Source organism: Kitasatospora sp. NPDC101447, from assembly GCF_044767225.1.
GTDB lineage: Bacteria > Actinomycetota > Actinomycetes > Streptomycetales > Streptomycetaceae > Kitasatospora.
The window spans coordinates 84,631-109,196 of record NZ_JBIWNL010000026.1 but is presented as its reverse complement, the minus strand read 5'-3'; the positions used below and the strand labels follow the sequence as shown (position 1 = coordinate 109,196).

21 protein-coding genes and 1 tRNA gene are annotated in these 24,566 nt (G+C 73.3%); 10 read left to right on the top strand and 12 right to left on the bottom strand.

Features of this window, described 5'->3' with window-relative positions:
- Positions 1–8 precede the first annotated feature (8 nt).
- Positions 9–1,004 carry a dihydroxyacetone kinase subunit DhaK gene (dhaK, locus tag ACIRST_RS29735; RefSeq protein ID WP_350521508.1) on the bottom strand — a complete coding sequence of 332 codons (996 nt, stop codon included), beginning with the start codon at positions 1,002–1,004 and terminating at the stop codon, positions 9–11.
- Between the two features lie 148 nt (positions 1,005–1,152).
- Between dhaK and dhaM the strand changes: the two genes are divergently transcribed.
- Positions 1,153–1,545: a dihydroxyacetone kinase phosphoryl donor subunit DhaM gene (gene dhaM / locus ACIRST_RS29730; RefSeq protein WP_350521507.1), complete on the top strand. Its 393-nt coding sequence runs from the start codon at positions 1,153–1,155 to the stop codon at positions 1,543–1,545.
- Positions 1,546–1,610: 65 nt separating this feature from the next.
- Here the strand turns inward: dhaM and ACIRST_RS29725 are convergent, their stop codons facing one another.
- Positions 1,611–3,323: a bifunctional 3'-5' exonuclease/DNA polymerase gene (locus tag ACIRST_RS29725; RefSeq protein ID WP_402805775.1), complete on the bottom strand. Its 1,713-nt coding sequence runs from the start codon at positions 3,321–3,323 to the stop codon at positions 1,611–1,613.
- A gap of 153 nt (positions 3,324–3,476) precedes the next feature.
- On the opposite strand from ACIRST_RS29725, the gene ACIRST_RS29720 reads away from it, so the two are divergent.
- On the top strand, positions 3,477–5,501 hold the full coding sequence (locus ACIRST_RS29720; protein ID WP_402805772.1) for a M3 family metallopeptidase: 2,025 nt from the start codon (positions 3,477–3,479) through the stop codon (positions 5,499–5,501).
- A 19-nt stretch (positions 5,502–5,520) separates the two neighbouring features.
- Here the strand turns inward: ACIRST_RS29720 and ACIRST_RS29715 are convergent, their stop codons facing one another.
- On the bottom strand, positions 5,521–6,975 hold the full coding sequence (locus ACIRST_RS29715; protein ID WP_402805770.1) for a cellulase family glycosylhydrolase: 1,455 nt from the start codon (positions 6,973–6,975) through the stop codon (positions 5,521–5,523).
- A gap of 118 nt (positions 6,976–7,093) precedes the next feature.
- Complete coding sequence (locus ACIRST_RS29710) at positions 7,094–7,720, bottom strand: TetR family transcriptional regulator (RefSeq protein WP_402805767.1); 627 nt, start codon at positions 7,718–7,720, stop codon at positions 7,094–7,096.
- Positions 7,721–7,867: 147 nt separating this feature from the next.
- On the opposite strand from ACIRST_RS29710, the gene ACIRST_RS29705 reads away from it, so the two are divergent.
- Positions 7,868–9,094, top strand: coding sequence for an acyl-CoA dehydrogenase family protein (locus tag ACIRST_RS29705; RefSeq protein ID WP_402805764.1), 1,227 nt, complete (start codon positions 7,868–7,870; stop codon positions 9,092–9,094).
- Between the two features lie 78 nt (positions 9,095–9,172).
- On the opposite strand, the gene ACIRST_RS29700 is transcribed toward ACIRST_RS29705, so the two are convergent.
- Both ACIRST_RS29700 and ACIRST_RS29695 read right to left on the bottom strand, forming a co-directional pair.
- The gene (locus tag ACIRST_RS29700; RefSeq protein WP_350521501.1) at positions 9,173–9,982 is read right to left on the bottom strand and encodes an enoyl-CoA hydratase/isomerase family protein; all 810 of its coding nucleotides are present in this window, start codon (positions 9,980–9,982) and stop codon (positions 9,173–9,175) included.
- 35 nt (positions 9,983–10,017) lie between these two features.
- On the bottom strand, positions 10,018–10,713 hold the full coding sequence (locus tag ACIRST_RS29695) for a TetR family transcriptional regulator (RefSeq protein ID WP_402805762.1): 696 nt from the start codon (positions 10,711–10,713) through the stop codon (positions 10,018–10,020).
- A gap of 169 nt (positions 10,714–10,882) precedes the next feature.
- On the opposite strand from ACIRST_RS29695, the gene ACIRST_RS29690 reads away from it, so the two are divergent.
- Positions 10,883–12,397 (top strand): MFS transporter, encoded by a 1,515-nt coding sequence (locus ACIRST_RS29690; RefSeq protein WP_350521499.1) that lies wholly within the window; start codon positions 10,883–10,885, stop codon positions 12,395–12,397.
- A gap of 171 nt (positions 12,398–12,568) precedes the next feature.
- On the opposite strand, the gene ACIRST_RS29685 is transcribed toward ACIRST_RS29690, so the two are convergent.
- On the bottom strand, positions 12,569–13,117 hold the full coding sequence (locus ACIRST_RS29685; protein ID WP_350521498.1) for a GNAT family protein: 549 nt from the start codon (positions 13,115–13,117) through the stop codon (positions 12,569–12,571).
- A gap of 77 nt (positions 13,118–13,194) precedes the next feature.
- On the opposite strand from ACIRST_RS29685, the gene ACIRST_RS29680 reads away from it, so the two are divergent.
- A complete protein-coding gene (locus ACIRST_RS29680; protein ID WP_402805759.1) occupies positions 13,195–13,806 on the top strand; it encodes a TetR/AcrR family transcriptional regulator in 612 nt (203 codons plus the stop codon).
- A 258-nt stretch (positions 13,807–14,064) separates the two neighbouring features.
- On the opposite strand, the gene ACIRST_RS29675 is transcribed toward ACIRST_RS29680, so the two are convergent.
- Positions 14,065–14,140, bottom strand: a tRNA-Arg gene (locus ACIRST_RS29675).
- Between the two features lie 634 nt (positions 14,141–14,774).
- Here ACIRST_RS29675 and ACIRST_RS29670 point away from each other — a divergent pair.
- The 5 genes from ACIRST_RS29670 to ACIRST_RS29650 all read left to right on the top strand — a co-directional run bounded on the left by ACIRST_RS29670 (position 14,775) and on the right by ACIRST_RS29650 (position 20,392).
- A complete protein-coding gene (locus ACIRST_RS29670; RefSeq protein ID WP_402805757.1) occupies positions 14,775–15,353 on the top strand; it encodes a single-stranded DNA-binding protein in 579 nt (192 codons plus the stop codon).
- A gap of 387 nt (positions 15,354–15,740) precedes the next feature.
- The gene (locus tag ACIRST_RS29665) at positions 15,741–17,180 is read left to right on the top strand and encodes a Cys-Gln thioester bond-forming surface protein (RefSeq protein WP_350521495.1); all 1,440 of its coding nucleotides are present in this window, start codon (positions 15,741–15,743) and stop codon (positions 17,178–17,180) included.
- Positions 17,181–17,411: 231 nt separating this feature from the next.
- Positions 17,412–19,076, top strand: coding sequence for an energy-dependent translational throttle protein EttA (ettA, locus tag ACIRST_RS29660; protein WP_350521494.1), 1,665 nt, complete (start codon positions 17,412–17,414; stop codon positions 19,074–19,076).
- Positions 19,077–19,204: 128 nt separating this feature from the next.
- A complete protein-coding gene (locus tag ACIRST_RS29655) occupies positions 19,205–19,669 on the top strand; it encodes an acyl-CoA thioesterase (protein WP_402805753.1) in 465 nt (154 codons plus the stop codon).
- A gap of 30 nt (positions 19,670–19,699) precedes the next feature.
- Complete coding sequence (locus tag ACIRST_RS29650; protein ID WP_350521492.1) at positions 19,700–20,392, top strand: hypothetical protein; 693 nt, start codon at positions 19,700–19,702, stop codon at positions 20,390–20,392.
- A gap of 116 nt (positions 20,393–20,508) precedes the next feature.
- On the opposite strand, the gene ACIRST_RS29645 is transcribed toward ACIRST_RS29650, so the two are convergent.
- From ACIRST_RS29645 to ACIRST_RS29630, 4 genes are all read right to left on the bottom strand, one after another.
- A complete protein-coding gene (locus ACIRST_RS29645) occupies positions 20,509–20,913 on the bottom strand; it encodes a globin (protein ID WP_402805750.1) in 405 nt (134 codons plus the stop codon).
- Positions 20,914–21,032: 119 nt separating this feature from the next.
- Positions 21,033–22,178, bottom strand: coding sequence for an ABC transporter permease (locus tag ACIRST_RS29640; protein WP_350521490.1), 1,146 nt, complete (start codon positions 22,176–22,178; stop codon positions 21,033–21,035).
- Complete coding sequence (locus tag ACIRST_RS29635; RefSeq protein WP_350521489.1) at positions 22,175–23,092, bottom strand: ABC transporter ATP-binding protein; 918 nt, start codon at positions 23,090–23,092, stop codon at positions 22,175–22,177. The genes ACIRST_RS29640 and ACIRST_RS29635 overlap by 4 nt, the downstream gene beginning before the upstream one ends.
- A 156-nt stretch (positions 23,093–23,248) precedes the next feature.
- Complete coding sequence (locus ACIRST_RS29630) at positions 23,249–24,538, bottom strand: FHA domain-containing protein (protein ID WP_350521488.1); 1,290 nt, start codon at positions 24,536–24,538, stop codon at positions 23,249–23,251.
- Positions 24,539–24,566: the final 28 nt, after the last annotated feature.

Here is a 24,566-nt window from a genome sequence, read left to right as displayed (position 1 = left end):
AATCCTCCTCAGGCCCGCTTGAGGGCGGGGGTGTCGACCGGGGCGTCCCACAGTTCCAGCAGCTGGGCGTCGGCCTTGGTGAGGGTGAGCGAGAAGCCCGCCATGTCCAGGCTGGTGACGTAGTTGCCGACCAGGCTGCGGGCCACCCCGATGCCGCGCTCGGCCAGCCGGGCGGCGACCTCGCCGTAGACCACGTACAGCTCCAGCAGCGGGGTGGCGCCCAGGCCGTTGAGCAGGGCGATCACCTCGTCGCCCGCGGTCAGGTGGTGGTCGGTCAGGACGGTCTCGACGACCTCGGCGGCCAGCTCGCGGGCCGGGCGGAGCTTCTCGCGGCGGCGGCCGGGTTCGCCGTGGATGCCGACGCCGACCTCGATCTCGTCCTCGGGCAGGTCGAAGCCCGGCTTGCCGGCGGCCGGGACGGTGGCGGCGGTGAGCGCGATCGCGAAGGAGCGGGAGGCGGCGTTGACCCGCTCGCCCAGGGCGGCCACCTCGTCCAGCGGGGCGCCGCGCTCGGCCAGCGCGCCGGCGGTCTTCTCGACCAGGACGGTCGCGCCGGTGCCCCGGCGGCCGGCCGTCCAGGTGGAGTCCTCGACCGCGACGTCGTCGTTGACCAGGACGGTGCGGACCTCCAGGCCCTCCTCGGCGGCGAGTTCGGCGGCGAGCTCGAAGTTCATCACGTCGCCGGTGTAGTTCTTCACGACGAAGACGACACCGGCGCCGTTCTCCACGGCCTTGGCGGCGGCCAGCATCTGGTCCGGGACGGGCGAGGTGAACACCTCGCCGGGGCAGGCGGCGTCGAGCATGCCGGGGCCGACGAAGCCGCCGTGCAGCGGTTCGTGGCCGGAGCCGCCGCCGGAGATCAGCGCGACCTTGGGCCCGGCCGGGCGGGCGGCCCGGGTGATCACCCGGTTCGGGATGTCCACCGCCAGCTCCGGATGGGCGGCGGCGAATCCGGCCAGGGCGTCCTCCAGGACCCCCTCCGGGGTGTTGATCAGCTTCTTCAACGCTCTTCGCTCCCTTGGTGAGGACGCTACGGTCGTCAACGCCGTCGACCCGACGCTACGCCAGACGGGGGTGGTGGGCACGGGGTGCGACACGCGCGTTTCCGGTCACCCTCCCGGAGCAGCGGGCGTTGCCCGTAGGGTCGTCGGCATGAGCGGAAACGTGGGCATCGTCCTGGTCTCGCACAGCGCCCGGCTCGCGGAGGGGCTGCGCGAGTTGCTCGGTGAACTCGCCCCGGACGGCGTGCGGGTGGTGGTCGCCGGCGGGACGGAGGACGGCGGGCTCGGCACCAGCTACGACCTGATCGCCGGGGCGGTCGCGCAGGCGGACGGTGGGGCGGGCGTGGTCGTGCTGCCGGACCTCGGCAGCTCGGTGCTCACCGCCGTCACCGTCCTGGAGGACGAGCCGCGGCCGGGCGTGCGGCTGGTGGACGCGCCGTTCGTCGAGGGCGCGGTGGCCGCCGCCGTCACCGCCTCGACCGGCGCGGGGCTGGCCGAGGTGGTCGCGGCGGCCGAGGACGCGCGCTCCTTCCGGAAGCTGTAGGGGCGCCGGCCGGGCGCGTCACTTGGCGCCGGCCGACGGCGTCACGTGGGCATCGGCCGGGGGCGTCACTTGGCGTCGGCGTAGCAGTCCACCACCGCCGTGGTCAGCGGGAAGCGCACCGGGGTGTCGCCGAAGACCAGCCGGCGGGCCTCCTCGGCGGCCTCGGCGACGGCGGCGGCCACGTCGTCGGCGAGGTTGGCCGGGGTGTGCACCATCACCTCGTCGTGCTGGAAGAACACCAGGTGCGGGCGGTCCGCCGGGCCGGTCGCGGGCAGCTCGCCCAGCCGCCGGCGCAGCGCCGCGAGCAGGGCGAGCGCCCAGTCGGCGGCGCTGGCCTGGATGACGAAGTTGCGGGTGAAGCGGCCCCGGGCGCGGGCCGTGCGGCCGCCGGCCTCGCCCGCGGCGTCGGCCTCGGTCAGGTCGAGGAAGTCGGCGGAGGCCGGCGGGCAGACCCGGCCGAGCCGGGAGGCGACCACACCGCCGTCCTCGCCGGTGCGGGCGGCGGCCTCGACGTAGCCCATCGCGGCCGGGTAGCGGCGCCGCAGGGTGTTCAGCAGCGGGCCGATGTCGCCGCTGGTCTGCCCGTACATGGCGCCGAGCAGGCCGAGCTTCGCCTTCTCGCGGTCGCCCTGGAAGGCGGTGGCGGCGAGCGCTTCGTACAGGTCGCCGCCGGCCGCCGTGCGGGCCAGCCCGGCGTCCTGGGAGAGCGCGGCCAGCACCCGGGGCTCCAGCTGGGCGGCGTCGGCGACCACCAGCAGCCAGCCCGGGTCGGCGACCACGGCCCGGCGCAGGATGCGCGGGATCTGCAGGGCGCCGCCGCCGCGGCTGGCCCAGCGGCCGGAGACCACGCCGCCGACCACGTACTCGGGCCGGAAGCGGCCGCCGCGGGCCCAGGCGTCCTGCCAGGCCCAGCCGTGCGCGACGTGGATCCGGGCGAGCTCCTTGTAGCGGACGAGCAGCCGGGCGGCCGGGTGGTCGATGCCCTTGAGCTCCCAGGACCGGGTGGAGCCGAGCTGGATGCCCGCCTCGCCGAAGGCGCGCAGCACCTGGGTGTGCGAGTCGGGATTGAACGGCTTGGCGCCGAGGGCCTCCTGGAGCTCGACGGCGAGGTCGGCGAGCCGCCGCGGCTGGGTGCCGGGGACGGCGGGGCGGGGGCCGAGCAGTTCGGTCAGCAGCCGGTCGTGGACGTCGGTGCGCCAGGGCAGGCCGTCGTACGCGATCTCCGCGGCCACCAGGGCGCCGGCCGACTCGGCGGCGACCAGCAGCCGGAACCGCTGCCGGGCGCCCGGCTCGGCGATCGCGGCGATCCGGCGCTGCTGCTCCGCGTGGACGGCGACCACGGCGGCCAGCGGGTCGGCGCCGGGGGGCAGCTGCAGCCGGTCGGGGGCGAACAGGGTGTCCTGGCCGCCGTCGGCGTCGGCCGGGCCGGGCTCGGCCAGGTCCGCCGGGACGGGCAGGCCGCGCAGCCGGCACCAGGCGGCGCCGAGCGAGCGCGGCGCGCCGAACCGGCCCTCGTGCGCCAGCAGCAGTGCCTCGACCAGCCGCAGGTCGTGGCAGCGGGCGAGCCGGTCGGGCAGCCGCGCCAGCAGCGGGGCGTACGCGGAGTCGGCGGCGGCCCAGACCCAGCGGGTCTGCCCGGCCCCCTCCCGGGCGGCGACCGCGGCGGCGAGGTCGCGGACGGTCTCGGGCGGGCCGAGCGGGGCGCCGGCGTCGTCCAGCGGCTGGAGGCGGCCGCCGGGGCCGTGCGGGTCGGGCGCGAGGGCCGTCCTGGGTGCCACGGGGGCTGCTCCTCTCCGGCGCGCGGTCGGGCGTGCGGGTACGGGCACGGATGTGCGGGCTTGCAGGTGTCCTCCGCTGACGTTAACGGGTGGGTACGACAACGGGCTCGGGCCGCATAGGCAGGGCGGGTGACACCGCGTATGGTCGGCGAAATGACCGAGAACCCGTTCTTCCGGCCCAGCACGCTGGACTACGAGCTGCCCCCCTTCGCGGAGATCCGGGAGGAGCACTACCTGCCCGCCTACGAGCGCGGGATGGCCGAGCAGCTCGCCGAGATCGCGGCGATCACCGCCGACCGGAGCCTGCCGACCTTCGAGAACACCCTGGTGGCCCTGGAGCGTTCCGGGGAGCTGCTGCGCCGGGTGGACGCGGTGTTCCGCAACCAGTCCTCCTCGGACACCACCGACCTGCTGGACGAGGTGGAGGCCAAGGTCAGCCCGCTGCTCGCCGCCCACCACGACGCGATCCACCTGGACCGCGCGCTGTTCGCCCGGATCGAGGCGCTGTACCGGACCCGCACGGAGCTCGGCCTGGACCCGGAGTCGCTGCGCCTGCTGGAGCGCCGGTACACGGGCTTCGAGCGTTCCGGGGCCCGGCTGGGCGAGGCCGAGCAGGCCCGGCTGCGCGAGCTGAACGCCGAACTCGCCGCGCTGGGCACCACGTTCCAGCAGAACGTGAACGCCGCGACCCGGGCCAACGCGCTGGTGCTGGACTCCGCGGCGGAGCTGGCCGGGCTGTCCGAGGGCGCGATCGCCGGCGCGGCGGAGAACGCCCGGGTGCTCGGCCACGAGGACAAGTACGTGCTGAGCCTGAAGAACACCTCCGGTCAGCCCGAACTCGCGCAGCTGACCGACCGCTCGGTGCGCGAGCGGCTGCTCGCCGCCTCGCTCGGCCGGGGCATCGAGGCCAACGGCCCGATCGCGATCCGGATGGCCGGGCTGCGCGCCGAGCGGGCCGCGCTGCTGGGGCACCCCAGCCACGCCGCGTACGTGGTGGCGGACGAGACGGCGGGCACGGTCGAGGCGGTCTCCGCCCTGCTGGCCCGGCTGGTCGGGCCGGCCGTGGCCAACGCCCGCCGGGAGGCCGCCGAGCTGGCCGCGGCGGCCGCCGCGGACGGGATCGGGGAGATCGCCGCGCACGACTGGGCGTACTACTCGGAGAAGGTCCGGCAGAGCTCCTTCCAGGTCGACGCGGCGGTGCTGCGCCCGTACTTCGAGCTGGAGCGGGTGCTGCGCGACGGCGTGTTCTTCGCGGCGAACCTGGCGTACGGCCTGAGCTTCACCGAGCGGCCGGACCTGACGGCCCACCACCCGGACGCGCGGGTCTTCGAGGTGTTCGAGGAGGACGGCACCGCGCTGGGCCTGTTCGTCGGCGACTTCCACGCCCGGGCGTCCAAGCGCGGTGGTGCCTGGATGGACTCGCTGGTCGAGCAGTCCGCGCTGACCGGGCGGCGGCCGGTGGTGCTGAACAACCTCAACATCCCGCTCCCGGCGCCCGGCGAGCCGGTGCTGATGTCCTGGGACGAGGTGCGCACGCTCTTCCACGAGTTCGGGCACGCGCTGCACGGTTTGTTCTCGGAAGTGCGGTACCCGCTGTTCTCGGGCACCTCGGTGCCCCGGGACTTCGTGGAGTTCCCGTCGCAGGTCAACGAGATGTGGATGGTCCGGCCGGAGGTGCTGGCCAACTACGCCCGGCACCACGAGACCGGGGAGCCGCTGCCGGCCGGGCTGGTCGAGCGGATGACGGCGGCCGAGGGCTTCGGGCAGGGCTTCCGGACGGTGGAGTACCTGGCGGCCACGCTGCTGGACTGGGCCTGGCACACCGTGCCGCAGGGCGAGGAGATCGCGGACGCCGAGGAGTTCGAGTCCCGGGCGCTCGCGGCCGCCGGGGTCGGGGTGGACGCGATCCCGCCGCGCTACCGGACGACGTACTTCCAGCACGTCTTCGCCAGCGGCTACAGCGCGGCGTACTACGCCTACATCTGGTCGGAGGTGCTGGACGCCGACACCGTGCAGTGGTTCGAGGGCAACGGGCGGCCGGTGCGGGAGAGCGGCGAGGTGTTCCGGCGCGAGCTGTTGGCGCGCGGGTTCAGCCGGGACCCGCTGGAGTCCTTCCGCGCGGTGGTCGGCCGGGCGCCGGAGACCGAGCCGCTGCTGGCCCGCCGGGGGCTGCTGTAGCGCGCGGCCCGGCGGGGCCTCACCGGGCCGTGAGGGTGACCGTCACGGCGGTGCCCGGTCGGGTGTGCGGGAGCCGGATCCGTACGGTTCCCGCGTGTCCGTCCGAGGGCTGCTCGACCTCGACGCGGGCGTCGGCGGGGGAGACCGCGACGCCCGCGCCGTGCGGGAACGCGGCGGGCGGCAGGACGAGTTCGCTGCCGTGCCCGGTGCCGTCGGCGCTCCAGCGGACGGTGTCGCCGTCCGTGCGGACCGCGGTGCCGGCCACGGCGGCCGGGTACGGGCCGAAGGCGGGCTCGTCGCCGGGGGCGGGGTGCCCGGCCGGGTCGAGCGCGCAGTAGCCGCCGGTGCCCCGGCACCAGTACCACATCGTCCAGCCCTCGGCGAAGCCGTCCATGGCGGCGACCTGTCGGCGGACCAGCAGGCGGTTGCCCGGCCGGCGGGAGTCCGGCGGCCCCCACTCGCCGACCAGGACCGGCAGGCGGTGGGCGGCGGGGTAGGCGGTGATCGCGGAGGCGTACTGCTCGACGAAGCCGTCGGACGGGTCCCAGTCGGCGCCGTTCTCGACGGCGGTGGAGTAGAAGTGCGGTGCGTAGCCGAGCCGGGGGGAGCCGGGGCGGGGGTCGGTGAAGCCGGGCAGTCGCGTCGGCACGCCCTGGCCGACCAGGACGGTCGGTTCCACGAACAGCCAGGCGCGGGTGTCGGCCCGGCGCACGGCGGCGATCAGGCGGCGGTACATGTCGGCGAGCCGGCCCTGTTCCAGGGCGGCGGAGGCGGCGGCCAGCACTGCCGGGTCGCTCGGGTCGCCGTCCACCGGGCCGAACGGCTCGTTGAACAGGTCGTAGCCCAACAGCGAGCGGTGGCCGCGCAGTTCGCGGGCGAGCCGGGTGTAGAAGTCGGCCTGCCAGGCGCGCAGGTCGGGGTCGTCGTAGAGGTGGCGGAAGGCGGCCTGGACGGCGGGCTGGAAGTAGCCGGCGAACCAGTCGTCCGGGTCCGGGGTGAAGGGCAGGCCGTCGTCCCGGGTGGCCCAGACCGGGATGCCGTTGGTGCCGCCACCGAACTTCGGGCCGTAGACGTCCTGGTGGAAGTCGACCAGGACGAGCAGGTTCAGGCGGTCGGCCCAGCCGAGGAGCCGCTGCAGGCGCTGCAGCTCGGCGCCGTCGAGGTGCCTGCGCCGGGGCTCCAGCCTGGTCCAGGAGACCGGCAGCCGGACGAGCGTGAAGCCCTGGGCGGCGACGGACCGGAGGTCGGCCTCGGTGGCCTCGGCGTACTTGTCGAGGTTGAAGCCGCGCAGCCCGAGCCGGCGGCCGCGGGCGTCGGTGAGGGCGGTGCGGCCGTCGGGGGAGGTGGCCGTGCCGGTGGGGAAGTGCGCGGTCGCGGCGGCCCGGGCCGGGTTCGGCGCGCCCTGCGCCGGGGCGGCGGTCAGCGCGGCGGTGGCGGCGAGCAGCAGGGCAACGGCGGTGCGGCGCAGGCGCATCGGGGACCTCGCACGGCGGGGGGTGGGGGCCCCGATGATGCCCGTGCTGGCGCCCCCTGCACAAGGGTCGTGCGCGAAAGGGGAGTTCGGCCGCGGGAGGTCGGTGCGTGCGGGGCGGTCAGTCCGCGGCGGGCTCGGGCGGGGCGGTCGGCAGGACGGCGGTCGGCAGGTCCGCGGCGGCGGCCAGGCGGCCCCAGAGCAGGTCGGCCAGGGCCTGCACCATCCGGGTGCGCGAGCAGGGCTTGGTCTCCAGCCACCAGTCCCCGGCGGCCAGCACCATGCCGGTGATGCCCCGGCCCCAGGCCTCGGCGAGCAGGTCGCGGTCGGCTCCGAGGTCGACCTGGCTCTGCACGGCCCGGGTGATCTCCTCGGCGATCTGCCGGAGCGCGGGGGCGAGTGCGTTGCCGGCGCCGCTCGGGTCGCCCGGCTCGGGGTGGGTGAGCAGCCGGTAGACCTGGGGCCGGGCCTCGATCCCGGCGAGGTAGGTGTCCAGCACGTGCTCGACCCGGTCGCGGCGCTCCAGCGGCTCGGCGAGGGCGGCGCGGACGGCGGCCAGCAGGCCGCCGGTGTGCCGCTCGGTGAGGGCTCTGATCAGGCCGTTCCGGTCGCCGAAGTGCCGGTAGAGGATCGGCTTGGTGATGCCGGCCTCGGCGGCGATGGCGTTCATGCTGGCGCTCGGGCCCTCGCGCTGGATGACCCGGTCGGCGGCGTTGAGCAGCTGCTCGCGGCGGGGCTCTCGGGACATGCGCTGCTCCTCGGAAGTGGGGGGCCGACTCGGTGTCGACACCGGTCGCGGGCGTTGACACCGGTTACCAATCAGTAGCAGACTCCGACGATGTTACCCGAGGTAACACCCCGGTCGGCCGCACCACGTCTTCGGAGGCAAGCACCCATGAGCAGCACGTTCTCGCTGGACCCGGGCGCGGACCAGCTCGCCGTACGCGACTGGCTGCACGGCTTCGCCGCCGACGTGATGCGCCCGGCCGCCGCCGAGTGGGACGAGCGCGAGGAGACCCCCTGGCCGGTCATCCAGGAGGCCGCCAAGCTGGGCATCTACTCCCTGGATTTCTACGCCCAGCAGTACTTCGACCCCTCCGGCGTCGGCATCCCGATCGCGATGGAGGAGCTGTTCTGGGGCGACGCGGGCATCGGGCTGTCCATCGTCGGCACCACCCTGGCCGCCGTCGCGGTGCTGGCCAACGGCACCGACGAGCAGATCGGCACCTGGACCCCGCAGATGTTCGGCACCCCCGAGGACGTCAAGGTGGCCGCCTTCTGCTCCTCCGAGCCGGACGCCGGCTCCGACGTCTCCGCGCTGCGCACCCGTGCGGTGTACGACGAGGCCAAGGACGAGTGGGTGCTCCACGGCACCAAGACCTGGGCCACCAACGGCGGGATCGCCGCCGTCCACGTGGTGGTCGCCACCGTCGACCCCGCGCTCGGCGCCAAGGGACAGGCCTCCTTCGTCGTCCCGCCGGGCACGCCCGGACTGAGCCAGGGCCAGAAGTTCAAGAAGCACGGCATCCGTGCCTCGCACACCGCCGAGGTGGTGCTGGACGGCGTCCGGGTGCCCGGCAGCTGCCTGCTCGGCGGCAAGGAGAAGCTGGACGAGCGGCTGGCCCGGGCCCGCGAGGGCGTCAAGCGCCCGGGCGCCAGGGGCAACGCGGCGATGGCCACCTTCGAGGCCTCCCGCCCGGCCGTCGGCGCGCAGGCGATCGGCATCGCCCGGGCCGCGTACGAGGTGGCGCTGGACTACGCGAAGACGCGCGAGCAGTTCGGCCGCCCGATCATCGACAACCAGGGCGTGGCCTTCCAGCTCGCCGACATGAAGACCCGGATCGACGCGGCCCGGCTGCTGGTGTGGCGGGCCTCCTGGATGGCGGTCAACAACCAGCCGTTCACCGCGGCCGAGGGCTCGATGTCCAAGCTGTACGCGGGCGAGACGGCCAAGTACGTCACCGCGCAGGCGATGCAGATCCTCGGCGGCAACGGCTTCACCCGGGAGTACCCGGTGGAGCGGATGCACCGGGACAGCGCGATCTACTCGATCTTCGAGGGCACCAGCGAGATCCAGCGGCTGGTGATCGCCCGGGCGATCTCGGGGATGCCGATCCGCTGAGCGGTCCGCAGGCCGTCCCGCGCCGAACCCGTGGGGGGTTCGGCGCGGGACGGCCTGTTTCCGACGCTCCCCCGGGGCTCAGAACCGGGGCGGGCGGCCCTCCAGGAACGCGGCGAGGCCCTCGTGGACGTCCGAGGCCTCGCGGGAGCGGCGCTCCCACGGCTCCAGCGCCTGCGCCGCCTGCTCCGGCGGGACGGCCAGCGCGGCCTTGACGGCACCGATGGTCTGCGGCGAGCGCCGGGTCAGCAGCCGGGCGAACTCCAGCGCGTTCCCGTCCAGTTCGCCGGCGGGGACGACCCGGTCGGCCAGGCCGATCACGGTGGTGCGCAGGCCCTGCACCAACTCGCCGGAGAACAGCAGGTACTTGGCCTGGGACGGGCCCACCAGCCGGGCCAGCCGCAGGGTCGGCACCGCCGGGTAGACCACGCCGAGCTTGGCCGGGGTGATGCCCATCCGCACGTCGTTCGCGACGAACCGCAGGTCGCAGGCGACCGCCAACTGGCAGCCGCCGCCGACGCAGGCGCCGTGCACCACCGCGATCGTCGGGTGCGGGAAGGCCGCCAGGGCCTCCTCGGCGGCCACGTTGACGGCGTGGTAGTCGTCGGCGCGGTCCGGGTCGCCGTAGACCTCGGCGAGTTCGTCGATGTCCGCGCCCGCGCTGAAGGTGCCGTCGGCGCCGGTGACCAGCAGGACCCGCACGCCCGGTTGCTCGGCGATCCGGAACAGCAGCTTGGGCAGGGCCTGCCACATGGCCAGCGTGATGGCGTTGCGGCGCAGCGGGCGCGAGAACGTCAGCACCGCGACGCCGTCCTCACCGATGTGGGCGAGCAGGCCGTCGACGTCGGTGGACAGCGGGGTGCGACCCCGGGTGAGCAAGGGCTGGTCCATGCGTACCTCCGGATGATCGTGGTGCGCACACCTTCTCAGGGCGTGTCGGCGCAGTAGTCCCCGAGTCCCCGTTCGACCAGGGCGAAGGCGCGGTGGGTCGCGTCGAGCGCGGCGGGCAGCGCGTCCTCGGCGCGTTCGCCGGTCAGCATCCGGCGCTGGTTCTCGCCGGTCAGGGTCAGCCGGGCGGCCAGCAGTTGGGCCGCGGCGACCCTGGCGGTGAGCTCGTCATGGGCCGGGTCCTGGGCGAGCAGTTCGGCGGCCAGCAGGGTCTGCGCCTTCTGGTCGAAGCCGGCGGTGGCGCGCATCAGCAGGGCCGGGGTCCGGTGGATCACCCGGACCACGTCGAGCACGACCGGGTCGTCGTTCAGCCCGGTGGCCGGGTCGAACTCCCCCAGCGCGGCGAGGAACTGCTCGCGCAGCGCAGCCACCGCCGAGGTGCCCGGGGCGCGCTCGCGCACCACCCGGGCCGGCTCGTCGAGGTGCTGCTCCATCGGGCCCATGACCAGGTCTTCCTTGGTGGGGAAGTAGTTGAAGACGGTCATCTTGGAGACGTCGGCGGCGGCCGCGATCTCGGCCACCGAGACCTGGTCGAAGCCCCGTTCGGCGAACAGCGCGACGGCGGTGCGCCAGAGCCGGATGCCGGTCTGGATCTTCTTGCGCTCACGCAGCGGGAGTGCGTCGAGGTCGAAGCCGTGATCGAGGCCGCGTTCGAAGCCGGAAGGGGACGCCATGGCCGAACTGTACCAGGAACAACGATTGACCGAGCTCATTGATTGGCTCGGATGAAATATGGCCCAGGATCAAGGATTGACCGAGTCCAAGAATCCTGTCATGGTGGTGCCGTTCCCGCCGGACCGCACCGGTCCGGGCGGACTCCGACGACCCCGGGGGGATTCGACGATGGCGCCCACCGCCCTGATGACACCGGCCCAGCGCAAGCTGGGCATGCTGATCTGCCTGGTCACGATCGTGCTGGCCGTGCTCGACATGAACATCGTGTCGGCGGTGAGCGTGCCGATCGTCCGCGAGCTCGACCCCGTCCACGGCGTCGACCGGCTGCCCTGGCTGGTCAGCGCGTTCGCCCTGGCCGCCACCGCGCTGCTGCCGCTCTACGGCAAGCTCTGCGACCTCTACGGCGCCAAGCGCGTGCTGCTCGGCGCGGTCGGCGCCTTCCTGCTCGGCTCGGCGCTCTGCGGGGCCGCCCAGACGATGGGACAACTGATCGCCTTCCGGGCCGTCCAGGGCATCGGCGGCGGCGGACTGATGAGCGTCACCATGGTGGTGATCGCCCACCTCAAGGACCCGGAGGACGCGGGCGGCGGCAAGGGCGGCGCGGTGGGCGGGGTCGTCGCCGGCCTCGGCATGGCGATCGGCCCGCTGATCGGCGCGCTGTTCACCGACCACCTCAGCTGGCGCTGGATCTTCTACGTCAACCTGCCGCTCGGCCTGCTGGTCGTGGTCGGCGCCGCCCTGGTGCTCAAGCTGCCCGCCTCGGCCGGGCGCCGCAGCCTGGACTTCCTCGGCGCGGCCCTCGCCGCCGCCTTCGCCACCGGGCTGCTGCTGGTCACCGAATGGGGCGGCAAGGACTACGCCTGGACCTCCCCGGTGATCCTCGGGCTCGCCGCCGCGACCCTGGCCGCGTTCGCGCTCTTCCTGTGGCGCCAGGCCACCGCGGCCGAGCCGGTGCTGCCGCTGTCGCTGTTCCGGATCCGCGCGGTGCGCCTCGGCTTCGCGATCCAGGGCCTGGTCGGGATGGCCATGACCGGCTCGATCGTCTACGTGATGATCTACCTGCAGCTCGCCCGCGGCGTGGCCCCGACCTCGGCGAGCCTCTACCTCGTCCCGATGGCGGCCGGGATGACCGCGGTCGGGCTGCTGGTGGGCAGGCTGACCGCCCGCGGCCACCTGCCGCAGACCTTCCTGGTGGCCGGCGCGGGCCTCGCGGCGCTCGCCCTGCTCCTGCTCGGCCTCAGCGGACCGGCCACCCCGCTGTGGGTGGTGCTGGCCGAACTCGCCCTGCTGGGCTGCGGGCTGGGGCAGCTGATCGGCCAGCTGGTGATGCTGGTGCAGGCCGCCGCGCCCGCCCACCAGCTCGGCGTCGCGACCACCGGGGTGCGCTTCTTCCAGACCCTCGGCAGCGCGCTCGGCGCGGCGCTGTTCGGCACCGTGCTGGCCCGGGTCTACGAGGCCGGCGAGCCCGGCGGGTCGTTCGGCGCGCTCCGCACCCTCGCCGGGGCCGCCCGCGAGCACGCGCTGGGCAGTTTCACGGACGCCGTGGACGTGGTGTTCCTGTCGGCGGGCGGGCTGCTGACGCTGGCGCTGCTGTTGGCGCTGCGGCTGCGGGCGGCCGGGGGCACGGGGACCGGGGCGGCGGAGGAGCGCTCCGAGGAGCAGCGGCCGGTGCTCGCGGCCTGAACGGCCTGAACGGCCTGAGCGGTCGGGGGGCGGAACGCCCGGGGCGGGCAGGGGCCCGGTGGACTGCGGGGGAGTCCACCGGGCCCCTGTCGTGTCCGCTCCCGCCGCCCCGGCTCCGGGCTCGGTCCCGCCGGGGCCCATGCCTGCCGGGGCCTCGGTCCTGCCGGGGCCTCAGGCCTGGGCGGACCACTCGTGGGCCAGGATCGCCCAGATCTCCTTGTCGAGGCGGACCCCGTTGTGCAGGTACCACTCGCGCAGCACGCCGTCCCGCTTCATGCCGACCCGCTCGGCGACGGCGCGGCTGCGGGCGTTGACGGAGGTGCACCACCACTCGGCCCGGTGCAGGCCGCGGGTGACGAAGGCGTAGTCGAGCAGGTGCCGCACGGCGGCGGTGATCAGCCCGCCGCCCTGGCCGGCCGGCTCGGTCCAGGCGCCGATCTCGCAGACGCCGGACTTGGTGTCGAAGCCGACGAACATGACGCCGCCGACCAGTGTGCCGTCCTTCCAGATGCCGAAGATCCGCTTCTGGTCGGCGGCCTGGCCGTCGGCGTAGCGCTGCAGGGTGGCGCGGGCGGAGTCCAGGTCGGTGGAGAAGGTGGCCCAGGGGATCCACGGGTCGGTGTGGGCGCGGGCCCGGTCGATGTGGGCCAGGAACTCCGGGGCCTGCCACGGCTCCAGCGGGCGCAGTTCGGCGTGGTCGGTGAGCTGTACGGCAAACACGGGCGGGCCTTTCGGGGGCGGTGCACGGGCTGGTCGGAATCATTCATAACAAACGTTTGGTATGTACGATAGCCCCCATGACACCGGCCCGTGGAGACCATGACGCCCGCCGCTCGGAAGTGTCCGAGGGGGTGTGGCGGGTGCTCTCCACCCGGGGCTTCGAGGGGCTGACCCTGCGCGCGGTCGCCGCCGAACTGGGCGCCTCCACGGGACTGTTGACGCACTACTTCCCGAACAAGCGGGCGCTGCTGAGCCACGCCCTGGAGGAGCTGGACCGGCGCTCGGGCGAACGGCCCCGGCGCACCGCGCCCGCCGACGGCAGCCCGCCGCCGCCCGCCGGGCTGCCCCGGCTGCGGGCGGCGCTGCTCGACGTCCTGCCGCTGGACGCGGACGCCGCGGCCGGCAACCGGATCTGGGTCGGCTCCTGGGACCACGCCCTGGCCGATCCGCAGCTGGCGGACGCGCACGCGGGCCGCTACGCCCGCTCGCGGGTGGCGCTCACGGAGATCGTCGCGGACGCCCAGCGGCGTGGGGAGCTCCCGGCGCAGGCCGACCCGGCCGAAGTCGCCGCCGGTGCGCAGGCCTTCGTGCTCGGGTTGGTGGTGCAGGCGCTGTTCGCCCCGGGGGAGTTCCCGCCGGAGCGGCAGATCGCCCTGCTGGACGCCCATCTGGCCGGGCTGGCGGGCTGACCCGCCCTCCGGCGGGCCGCCGGAATGCTCCCGGGTGGGGGATTCGCCCGGGATTCGCCCGGGATTCCGCCGTTCGCGGAGCCCGGCGGGACCGTCCGAGCCGTTCGATTCCGGAACCGGCGGCATTGGCCGCGGTTTTCGAAGCGGTCATGACACGCATTGTCACGGGTTATGCGCGGTGGGTGTTTGGCATTACCGGGAGAACCGGCGCGACTACACATGGTCGCGATCGGCGCGATGGCCTGCGGGAATTGCGGGTGGTGCCCCCAGCAGGATTCGAACCTGCGACCTACCGCTTAGAAGGCGGGTGCTCTATCCGCTGAGCTATGGGGGCGGGACGGGCGACGCCCGGGGGTGGGCGTGACCGTGGCCGGGATCGGGCGACGAGCGCCGGGGCGCGCGTTGTCCGGCCCGTACCTGAGGGTGGGGGTGGGGGTGGTGGCCCCTCGCCCTGTCGGGGACAGGATAAGGGTGTCCAGTTCCTCGGCCGGGTGTGACGACACCGTCGTTGGTGTGTCGGTTCGGTGGAGCGGTCCGATAATCGCAGGTGAAGGCCGTGAGTGCAGCGGTCTGGGAGTGTTCCGCGCCGGACGTTGTGCAGTCGTTACGGGGCTGCCTCCTCACCCGTTATGGATTCGACACGGAGAATGTGCCGCCGACGGTGCGGGTGGGGGGCGGTAATGGCGGTTGCACCGGTCGGATGACGTGCGCGGACGGCCCTCGGCGGGTGTTCCGGCGCGCGCCGCTCGGGGCGGCGATCAGCGGGTTTGTTGTCATGGCCGCGAAGAGATGGGGGCGAAGCGACCCCCCGAAGGCCGAAATTCACCCCTGCGAGTGACAACTGTTCCGCGGTGGCCGAGTTATCCACAGGATTTCGGAAGTCACTGGCCCGGATTTCTCCTGAAGTGCACGCTCAAGGCGCACCGGTCGATTCCGTACGGTGCATCGGCGAGAACGGAGAGTGTGCCGTGAACGAGGCCCATGTGACGGTGGTCGGCAATGTCGCGACGGAGGTGAGCTACGGGGAAACCGCCGGCGGGGTGCCGATGGCCAACTTCCGGCTCGGCTGCACCGAGCGCCGGTACGACCGGCAGCGCGAGTGCTGGGTGGACGGCGAGACGCAGTGGGTGACGGTGACGGCCTGGCGGGCGCTGGCGGTGAACCTGATCGGCTCGCTGGCCAAGGGCGATCCGGTGCTGGTGAGCGGTCGGCTGCGGGTGCGGGAGTGGGCGGAGGGGGAGGCGAAACGCAGCCGGGCCGAGATCGACGCCCGATCGGTCGGACACGATCTCACCCGCGGTACCTCGGCGTTCCGTTGGGCGGCCGGGGTGCGCGGGCAGCCTCCGGGTGGCGCGGGGCGGGCCGGGCCGGAGGGCGGGGGCGAGTCGGTGCCGGAGTGGATCGTGAGCGCACTGGAGGCGCGCAGGGCCGCCGCGGTCGCCCCGGCGCCCGGTCCGCGGGCGTTGCCGGCGGGCGCGCGGCCGCCGACGGGTGGGCCGGGCGAGGCGTCCGAGGGGGAGTCGGGGGTGGCGGATCGGGGTGACTGATCGGGGCGACTGATCGGGTGCCGAACTGACCGGTCGGTGACCCTACTCTGTCGACAAATATGTTGATCGAGAAGGTTGTTGCGCCCGCACGCGCAATCCGACCGGATAACGGAAAGTCAGGTGAGAATTTTCTGGCCGACCGTCAGCTTGTGTGGATCCTGAGAGGGTTGATAACGATACAGATACGGAATCGTCCTGATTTCGCATGGGGGTTTCGGGGCCTCTGGGGGTCAATAGGATTCGTCAGGTTCATACCCGCAGCAGTGCCACACCGGGCACGCGCGGCACGGCAAGTCGGCAGGCTGTCCCCATCGGGTGCGGCCTGTCCCGGAGGGATCCCAGATGTTCCAGAGGCAGGGGCGGAGTCTGTCCCGGATAACCACTGTCATGCTCACGACCAGCTTGGCGCTGGGCGGAGGCCTGTTCGCGGCCGGTGCGGCGGTCGCGGCCGACACCCCGGGTGCGGGTGTGACCGCCGTGGTGCAGAACACCATGCTCGGCGAGAAGATCAACGTCGAGGGCGAGGGCACCGTCGACGGCGGTCTCTTCACCCTCAAGACCGCCGACGGTGAGCTGCAGACGTACTGCATCGACTTCGGCTTCCCGGTGGACATCCGGAAGAAGATCCAGTACCAGGAGTCCGACTGGGCCTCCAGCTCCCTCGGCGACAAGAACAAGGTCGAGGCCGCCGCCAAGATCCGCTGGATCCTGGAGAACTCCTACCCGCAGGTCAAGGACCTCACGGCGCTCGCCAAGGCCGCCGGTGCGGCCGCCCTGAGCCCCGAGGCCGCCGCCGCGGGCACCCAGGCCGCGATCTGGAAGTACTCGGACAACAAGAACGCCGTCCCGCAGGACGAGAACGCCAAGAAGCTGCGCGACTACCTGACCGGCGCCGCCAACAAGGGCATCGCCGCCGAGCCCAAGCCGTCGCTGACCCTCAGCCCGGACTCGGTCTCCGGCAAGTCCGGCGCCAAGCTCGGCCCGTTCACGCTGAACTCCAGCGCCTCCGAGGTGAAGCTGGCCGTCAGCGGCGACGCCGCCGACAAGGTCAAGCTGCTGGACAAGGACAACAAGCCGGTCGGCGCCTCGCTCGCCGGTCCGATCGCCAAGGACACCCAGCTGTTCCTGGACGTGCCGGCCGGCACCCCGGACGGCTCGGTCACGGTGAACGCCAGCGCCTCCACCGTGGTGCCCAGCGGCCGTGTCTTCCTCAGCAAGGGCTACACCCGTGAGGAGCACAGCCAGACCATGATCCTGGCCGGCTCCAGCAAGCTCAACGTCGCCGACGCCGCCAAGGCCACCTGGAAGCAGGGCAAGGGCGCGCTGATCGACAGCACCGCCAAGGTCGAGTGCGCCAACGGCGGCGTGCGCGTCTCCGTCACCAACGGTGGCGACGAGGCCGGCACCGTCACGGTCGGCAAGCAGCAGCTGACCGTCCAGCCGGGCAAGACCGAGAGCGTGCTCGTCCAGGTCGCCGAGAAGACCGGTTACGACATCACCGTCACCGGCCCGAACGGCTACAGCCGCGAGTTCAAGGGCGTCCTGGACTGCAAGACCGGCACCGGCACCACGCCGACCCCCGGCCCGTCCACCCCGGCCCCGTCGGGCACCCCGACCGGCACCCCGTCGGGCACCCCGAGCACCGGCGCCGGCCACCCGACCCCGGCCCCGACCAGCACCGCCCCGGGCACCGGTGGCCTGGCCCAGACCGGTGCCAATGACTCGACCCCGATCCTCGCCGCCGTCGCCGGTGGCCTGGTCGTGGCCGGTGGCGCCGCCGTCTTCGTCCTGCGCCGCCGCGGCCGCCACGGTCGCACCACCGCCTGACCCGCTCCACGGGCCCCGAGGCGATGACCGCCTGAGGCCCTGAGACAGAGAGGCCCGGCCCCCCGCTCGCTGCGGGGGGCCGGGCCTTTGTGTCGACATGTGCCGACAGGGCCCGAAGACCGCCCGGGGATACCCCCGAGGGGCACCCCGGCGGTTCGGGGCCCGCGGCCGGGTGCGGCACAATGGAACGCTGCAAGCCGAATACTCCCGACGACGCCGGAGCGATCTCACGTGGCGGAATACATCTACACGATGCGCAAGGTGCGCAAGGCTCACGGAGACAAGGTCATCCTTGACGACGTGACGCTCAGCTTCCTCCCCGGAGCGAAGATCGGCGTCGTGGGCCCCAACGGTGCCGGTAAGTCCACCGTGCTGAAGATGATGGCCGGCCTGGAGCAGCCCTCCAACGGCGACGCCTTCCTGTCGCCCGGCTTCACCGTCGGCATGCTGCTCCAGGAGCCGCCGCTGGACGAGTCCAAGACCGTCCTGGAGAACGTCGAGGACGGCGTCAAGGAGATCAAGGGGAAGCTCAACCGCTTCAACGAGATCGCCGAGCTGATGGCGACCGACTACTCGGACGCGCTGCTGGACGAGATGGGCAAGCTCCAGGAGGACCTGGACCACGCCGAGGCCTGGGACCTGGACGCCCAGCTGGAGCAGGCCATGGACGCCCTGGGCTGCCCGCCCGGCGAGTGGCCGGTCACCAAGCTCTCCGGTGGTGAGAAGCGCCGCGTCGCGCTCTGCAAGCTGCTGCTGGAGGCCCCCGACCTGCTGCTGCTCGACGAGCCCACCAACCACCTGGACGCCGAGTCGGTGAACTGGCTGGAGCAGCACCTGGAGAAGTACAAGGGCACCGTCGTGGCCGTCACCCACGACCGGTACTTCCTCGACAACGTCGCCGAGTGGATCCTGGAGCTCGACCGCGGCCGCGCCTACCCGTACGAGGGCAACTACTCCACGTACCTGGAGACCAAGCAGTCGCGTCTGAAGGTCGAGGGCCAGAAGGACGCGAAGCGCGCCAAGCGCCTCAAGGAAGAGCTGGAGTGGGTCCGCTCCAACGCCAAGGGCCGCCAGGCGAAGTCCAAGGCCCGTCTGGCCCGCTACGAGGAGATGGCGGCCGAGGCCGACAAGATGCGGAAGCTGGACTTCGAGGAGATCCAGATCCCGCCGGGCCCGCGTCTGGGCAGCGTCGTCATCGAGGTCGAGAAGCTCAACAAGGCCTTCGGCGAGAAGGTCCTGATCGACGACCTCAGCTTCACCCTGCCGCGCAACGGCATCGTCGGCATCATCGGCCCGAACGGCGCCGGCAAGACCACCCTGTTCAAGATGCTCCAGGACCTGGAGACCCCGGACAGCGGCACGGTCAAGGTCGGCGAGACCGTCAAGATCAGCTACGTCGACCAGAGCCGCGCCAACATCGACCCGAAGAAGACCCTCTGGGAGGTCGTCTCCGACGGTCTGGACTGGATCAACGTCGGCCAGGTCGAGATGCCGTCCCGCGCCTACGTGTCGGCCTTCGGCTTCAAGGGCCCGGACCAGCAGAAGCCGGCCGGCGTGCTCTCCGGCGGTGAGCGCAACCGCCTGAACCTGGCGCTCACCCTCAAGCAGGGCGGCAACCTGCTGCTCCTCGACGAGCCCACCAACGACCTCGACGTCGAGACGCTCTCCTCGCTGGAGAACGCCCTGCTGGAGTTCCCCGGCTGCGCCGTGGTCATCTCCCACGACCGTTGGTTCCTGGACCGAGTGGCCACCCACATCCTCGCCTACGAGGGCGAGAGCAAGTGGTTCTGGTTCGAGGGCAACTTCGAGTCCTACGAGAAGAACAAGATCGAGCGGCTCGGCGCCGACGCCGCCCGTCCGCACCGGGCCACGTACAAGAAGCTGACCCGAGGCTGACACCCAGTCGACACAACGGCCCGGCAGACTGCCCTCCGGGGCGGCCTGCCGGGCCGCGGCCCGTCGCCACCGCCCGTCGCCTCCGAGGGGACGGCGGCGGCGGGCGACCGGAACCGAGGAGAACACCCGTGGCCCGCCACATCTACGCCTGCCCACTGCGCTGGTCCGACATGGACGCCTTCGGACACGTCAACAACGTGGTCTTCCTGCGCTACCTGGAGGAGGCCCGGATCGACTTCATGTTCACCCAGGCCGCCGCGGCCGGCGCCGGGGAGTTCGCGGGCGGCTCGGTGGTGGCGCGCCACGAGATCGAGTACAAGCGCCCGCTGGTCCACCGGCCGCACCCGGTCACCATCGAGACCTGGGTGACGAAGATCGGCGGCGCCTCGCTGACCGTCTCGTACGAGATCAAGGACGTCGCCGAGGACGGCACCGACGTCGTGTACGTCCGGGCGTCCACCGTGGTGGTCCCCTACGACCTGGCCGAGGGGCGGCCGCGCCGGATCTCGCCCGTGGAGCGGGAGTTCCTCGGCCGCTTCATGGACGGGGCCGCCGCCGACGAAAAGGCCGCGGCCGTTCCCGCCGCCGTCTGACCGCCACGTGATGATTCGAGCTGAGCTGCGTTGACCGTCACCGCCCGCCTCGCCCTGACCGACGCCGGGGAGGCCGCCGACCTCTCCGCCTTCCTGCTGCGCCTGCTGCGCTTCGACAAGGCGGCGGCCGTCCGCCTGCAGGCGGTGGGGCCCGGCGCCGACGACGGCGTGCTGGCGGTCTTCGGACGGCTGCCGCTGGGCGGTTCGGGCGCGCTGGCGATCCGCACCGCGCGGCTGGGCGGCCTCGACGAGCCGGTGGACCTGACCGTCTCGGCGGGGCAGCTGCTGGACGGCGTGGACGCCGAGGAGGGCACCGTCGCGCTGCCCGCACCGGTGACCGGCCCGGCCTGGGCCGGGCTGCTGCCGCCGCGCACCGGCTGGCGGCCGGTCGGAGCCCCGCCGGTGGCCGAGGTCTACCCCGAACTCATGGCCGGGGTGGGGGAGTTCCGCGAGCGCAGCGAGGCCGTGCCGACGCACCACCGCACCCGTGCGGTGCTGGACGCGCTGGCCGACGAGATCTGGTCCCGCCCGGTGTCCGCGCTGCCGGAGCTGCCGCTGCGGGCGGTGCACGCCGCGTACGTGATGGGCTTCCTGAAGCCCGGCGCCCCGCTGTCCGTGCACCGGGCGGGCGGCTGGCTGCGGTTGAGCGCCCCGGCGGGCTCGGTGGCGGTGCGTACCGTGGCCGCGCCGGGCGCGGGTCTCGGGCTCAGCCCGATCGGCTAGCGCGGGCCACAGGGCTACAAGCCCGGCGGGCCAATGGGCCAACGGGTCAACGGGTCAACGGCAAAGCAGGCCAACTGGCCGGCGCGGCCATCAGCCCGCCGGCCCGTCGGGGTGGCTCAGCCCTCGGTGTTGATCATCGAGGCCGCGGCGTAGGCCAGGTACTCCAGCAACTGCCGCTCCTGGTCGGCCGGCAGTTCCAGGCTCGCGACGGCCGCCCGCATGTGCTTCAGCCAGGCGTCGTGGGCCGCGCGGTCGACCTTGAACGGCGCGTGCCGCATCCGCAACCGCGGGTGCCCGCGGTTGTCGCTGTAGGTGCGCGGGCCGCCCCAGTACTGCATCAGGAACAGCGCCATGCGCTCCTCGGCCGGGCCGAGGTCGTCCTCGGGGTACATCGGCCGCAACAGCTCGTCCTCGGCGATGCCCTCGTAGAACCGGTGGGCCAGACGTCGGAAGGTCGGCTCACCGCCGACCTGGTCGTAGAAGGTCTCCTCGCTCAACGTGCCTCGCCGGATCTCTCTCACCCGACCATGGTCGCAGACGCCGACGGGGTCGTACACCAGGACCAAAGGCGTGGGTCCCGGGGCGTACGACCCCGTCGGGCTCGACCGTCAGCGGTGGACGGCCGGAACGGTCGGACGCATCAGGCGTCTTCCCACTTGAAGAGCTTCCAGGCGACGCCGGTCAGCACCGCCGCGAAGAGCAGCAGTCCGCCCATGGTCGGCAGGGCGTCCATGACGCCGCCGCCGCGGGTCAGCACCGACTTGGCGGATTCGACCAGGTAGTGCAGCGGCATGACCTTGGAGACGGTCTGCAGCCAGCCCGGAGCGCCGTCCAGCGGGAAGAACGAGCCGGACAGGAACGACATCGGCAGCACGATGACCTGCGAGATGCCGTTGGCCGCCTCCTCGGTCTTGGCGACCGAGCCGGCCAGCAGGCCGATCGACATGAAGGCGAGCGTCGCGCAGGCCACCAGCGGGATGATCAGCCACCAGTTCCCGGTGAGCTTGAGCCCGAAGAAGCTCGTGGCGACCACCAGGAAGACCGCGCTCTGCAGGAGCGCGGTCAGCAGCGAGACCACGACCCGCGAGCTGACGACCGTGCCCGCGCTGATCGGGGCCAGCCGCAGCCGGCGCAGCACCTTGGTCTTGCGCCAGTTGACCAGCGTCAGCGCGGCGCCGAACACCGCGCCGGTGGCGACGGCCCAGCCGAGCAGGCCGGGGGTGAGGAACTGGATCGGCTTGAGCGACTTGTCCTCGACCTGCTGGGCGTCCAGCACGTAGGCCGGGGGCTGCCCGGTGGCCGCCTGGTTGGCGCTCTGGACCACCGAGTTGAGGATGCCCTGGAGCGCGCCGGCCCGGACGGTGTCGGAGGCGCTGTAGCGCAGCTGGACCTTGCCGTCGGGGCCCTGCTCGATCATCGCGTCGAAGTCGCCCTTGCGGACCTTCTCCAGCGTGGCCGACTCGTCGTCGGTCCGGGTGATCGTGAGGACCTCGTTCAGCCCGGCCCGGGCGTCGCCCTGCATCGAGTCGAACAGCTTCACCGCGCCGACCTGCGCCACCTTGGCGTGCGGGCTGCCGGAGCCCTTGGTCACGGTGCCGAAGAAGACCAGGAACACCAGCGGGAAGAGCAGGATGAAGAAGGTCGCGGTGCGGTCGCGCTTCATGCCGAGCAGCATCGCGCGGGACAGGCTCCAGAACGCGCTGACCCGCTCCCGCTCGCCGGCGGCGGAGACCGGACCGCCCCGCTGCGCGGGGACCTTCGGTTCGGTCGGGGTGGTGGCGGTCATGCGCGGAACTCCCGTCCGGTCAGCTGGAGGAAGACGTCCTCCAGGGTGGCGCCGCGCACTTCGAGGCCGCGCAGCGCGTTCTGCTCGGCCAGGACGCTGAGCACCGGGGCCGGAAGGCGGGTGGAGACGGAGAGCGAGACGGTGTCGTCCTCCAGGTTGGCGATGTCGGCGCCGGCCGCGGTCAGCAGTTCGCGGGCGCGGTCGACCGGCAGCTGGCCGGAGGCCACGCTGATCCGGACGGTGTCGTCGATCTCGCGGATCAGCGCCGCCGGGGCGCCGGTGTGCAGGATCTTCCCGTGGTCCATGATCGAGACCCGGTCGCAGAGCACCTCGGCCTCGTCCAGGTAGTGCGTGGTGAGCACGACCGTGCGGCCCTCGGCGTTGATGTCGCGCAGGAGGTCCCAGAGGTTGCGCCGGGCCTGCGGGTCCAGACCGGTGGTGGGCTCGTCCAGGAAGACGAGCTCCGGGTCGTGGGCCAGTGCGCAGGCGATGGACAGGCGCTGGGCCTGGCCGCCGGACATCTGGTCGGTCAGGGTCTCGGCCTTGTCGGCCAGACCGACCCGCTCCAGCATCGCATCGGCCCGCTTGGGGCCGACCCCGTAGAACGACGCGAAGGTGCGGATGGTCTCCCGGGCCGTCAGTTTGCGGAAGAAGGCGGAGGCCTGGAACTGCACGCCGATGCGCGGCAGCAGTTTCGGATTGCGCGGCCAGGGAGCCATCCCCAGCAGCTCGACCCGGCCCTCGTCCGGTTCCCGGACGCCTTCCAGGATCTCCATGGTGGTGGTCTTCCCGGCGCCGTTGGGGCCCAGGATCCCGTAGAACTCGCCGGCCTCGACGGTGAAGGAAACCCCGTCGACGGCCTGCACATCCCCGTACCGCTGACGGATGCCGTCGGCGGATATAGCTGCAGTCATGTGCCCTGAGAATAGGGGTTCCGGAGAGCCCTGTGCACACCGGGGAGCGGGATTTGCGGATCCTTTGAGGAACGGGGAACGACGGCCGGGCCGGGCGGAGAGTCGAATTCCGCCCGGCCCGGCCGGAGTTGTCGCTGACGAACCCTCAGGGTGGCGTCAGGCGCGGTGCACCGTGATGGTCGTCCAGGCGCCGACGTGGATCCGGTCGCCGTCGTTCAGCGGCACCGCGGTGTGCGGGGCGATCGGCTCCGCGCCGCCGTTCACCGTGGTGCCGTTGGTCGAGTCCTGGTCCACCAGGACCCAGCTGCCGTCCGCCTGTTCGGCGAGCAGCGCGTGCTGGTGCGAGGCGCCTGGGTCCTCCGGCGGCACGGACAGGTCGATCTCCGGCACCGTGCCCCGGTGCTGGCTGCGCCGACCGATCCGCAGCTGGCCGCGGCCGGTCAGCGGGATCCGGCGCTCGGGGCAGTACGGCGGGAAGAACAGGCCGGCCGCCTCGGGGCCGCTGCGGGCCATCATGTCGGTGAAGTAGTCCCGGTCGGCCGAGACCACGGCGATCCAGGTGGTCCGCACCGGCTCGGCGGGGGCGGCCTCCTGCTGGGCCTGCTGCGGCGGGGCCAGGTGGAACGAGGTGCCGAAGTCGCCGCCGCGGTTGTTCGGGCCGGGGCCGGCCGGCTGGGCGTACACCGGGCCGGAGTCCTCGCGCACCGGGGCCTCGGGGAACGCGCCCTCCGGTGCGGGCACCTCGTGCCCGACGGCGGGCGGGTAGCCGTAGGTGTGCGGCTGCGCCGGGGCCTGCGGCTGGTGCGGGACGGGCGGGGCGACGGCGGCCTGCGGGGCGGCCGGGGGCTGCTCGTGCGGCGCCCGGCCGTACGGGTCCTGCGGCTGCTGCGGGGCGCCGCCGTACGCCGCCGGGATGTTCAGCGGCGGCGGCTGGGCCGGCCCGGGCGCGGGCGCGCCGACGGCCGGGGGCTGGCGGCGCGAGGGGGTGGAGAGGTCGTAGTCGTAGCCGCACTCCTCGCAGAACCGGCCGGTCTGGGGGCTGCGGCAGATCGGGCAGACCACCAGGCCCTCGGTGAGGCCCTGCGGTGCCGCGGGCGGCGGGACCGCCCCGGGCGGGGGGTAGGCGCCGGGAGCCGCGGGCCCGGGCGGGGGGTACGCGCCGGGGGCCACGGACCCGGGCGGCGGGTAGGCACCCGGCGGCGGGTAGGCCCCGGGCGGCGGGGGCACGGCCCCCGGCGGCATCGGCGGCGGGAGCGGCGGCGCACCGAAGGACGCGCCGCCGTGCTGCGGGTGCCCGGCGGGTGCGCCGGGCGCGGGGTCGGCGCCGGGCGCCCCCGGGTAGGCCCCGTGGGCGCCCGGGGTCGGGGCCGGCGGGGTCATGGGGAAGCCGCAGAAGTCGCACCAGTCCTCGGCCTGCGACTCGTGGCCCCTCGGGCAGATCGGCATCAGGTCCCCCTCGTTTCGGGCCGGCTGG

Coding starts and splice junctions, on each gene's coding strand:
- ACIRST_RS29680 (WP_402805759.1), top strand. CDS start 13,195: ATGACACCGGCCCGTGGAGACCATGACGCCCGCCGCTCGGAAGTGTCC.
- ACIRST_RS29720 (WP_402805772.1), top strand. CDS start 3,477: ATGACCGAGAACCCGTTCTTCCGGCCCAGCACGCTGGACTACGAGCTG.
- ACIRST_RS29665 (WP_350521495.1), top strand. CDS start 15,741: ATGCTCACGACCAGCTTGGCGCTGGGCGGAGGCCTGTTCGCGGCCGGT.
- ACIRST_RS29630 (WP_350521488.1), bottom strand. CDS start 24,538: ATGCCGATCTGCCCGAGGGGCCACGAGTCGCAGGCCGAGGACTGGTGC.
- ACIRST_RS29700 (WP_350521501.1), bottom strand. CDS start 9,982: ATGGACCAGCCCTTGCTCACCCGGGGTCGCACCCCGCTGTCCACCGAC.
- ACIRST_RS29705 (WP_402805764.1), top strand. CDS start 7,868: ATGAGCAGCACGTTCTCGCTGGACCCGGGCGCGGACCAGCTCGCCGTA.
- ACIRST_RS29640 (WP_350521490.1), bottom strand. CDS start 22,178: ATGACCGCCACCACCCCGACCGAACCGAAGGTCCCCGCGCAGCGGGGC.
- ACIRST_RS29690 (WP_350521499.1), top strand. CDS start 10,883: ATGGCGCCCACCGCCCTGATGACACCGGCCCAGCGCAAGCTGGGCATG.
- ACIRST_RS29695 (WP_402805762.1), bottom strand. CDS start 10,713: ATGGCGTCCCCTTCCGGCTTCGAACGCGGCCTCGATCACGGCTTCGAC.
- ACIRST_RS29710 (WP_402805767.1), bottom strand. CDS start 7,720: ATGTCCCGAGAGCCCCGCCGCGAGCAGCTGCTCAACGCCGCCGACCGG.
- dhaM (WP_350521507.1), top strand. CDS start 1,153: ATGAGCGGAAACGTGGGCATCGTCCTGGTCTCGCACAGCGCCCGGCTC.
- ACIRST_RS29715 (WP_402805770.1), bottom strand. CDS start 6,975: ATGCGCCTGCGCCGCACCGCCGTTGCCCTGCTGCTCGCCGCCACCGCC.
- ACIRST_RS29635 (WP_350521489.1), bottom strand. CDS start 23,092: ATGACTGCAGCTATATCCGCCGACGGCATCCGTCAGCGGTACGGGGAT.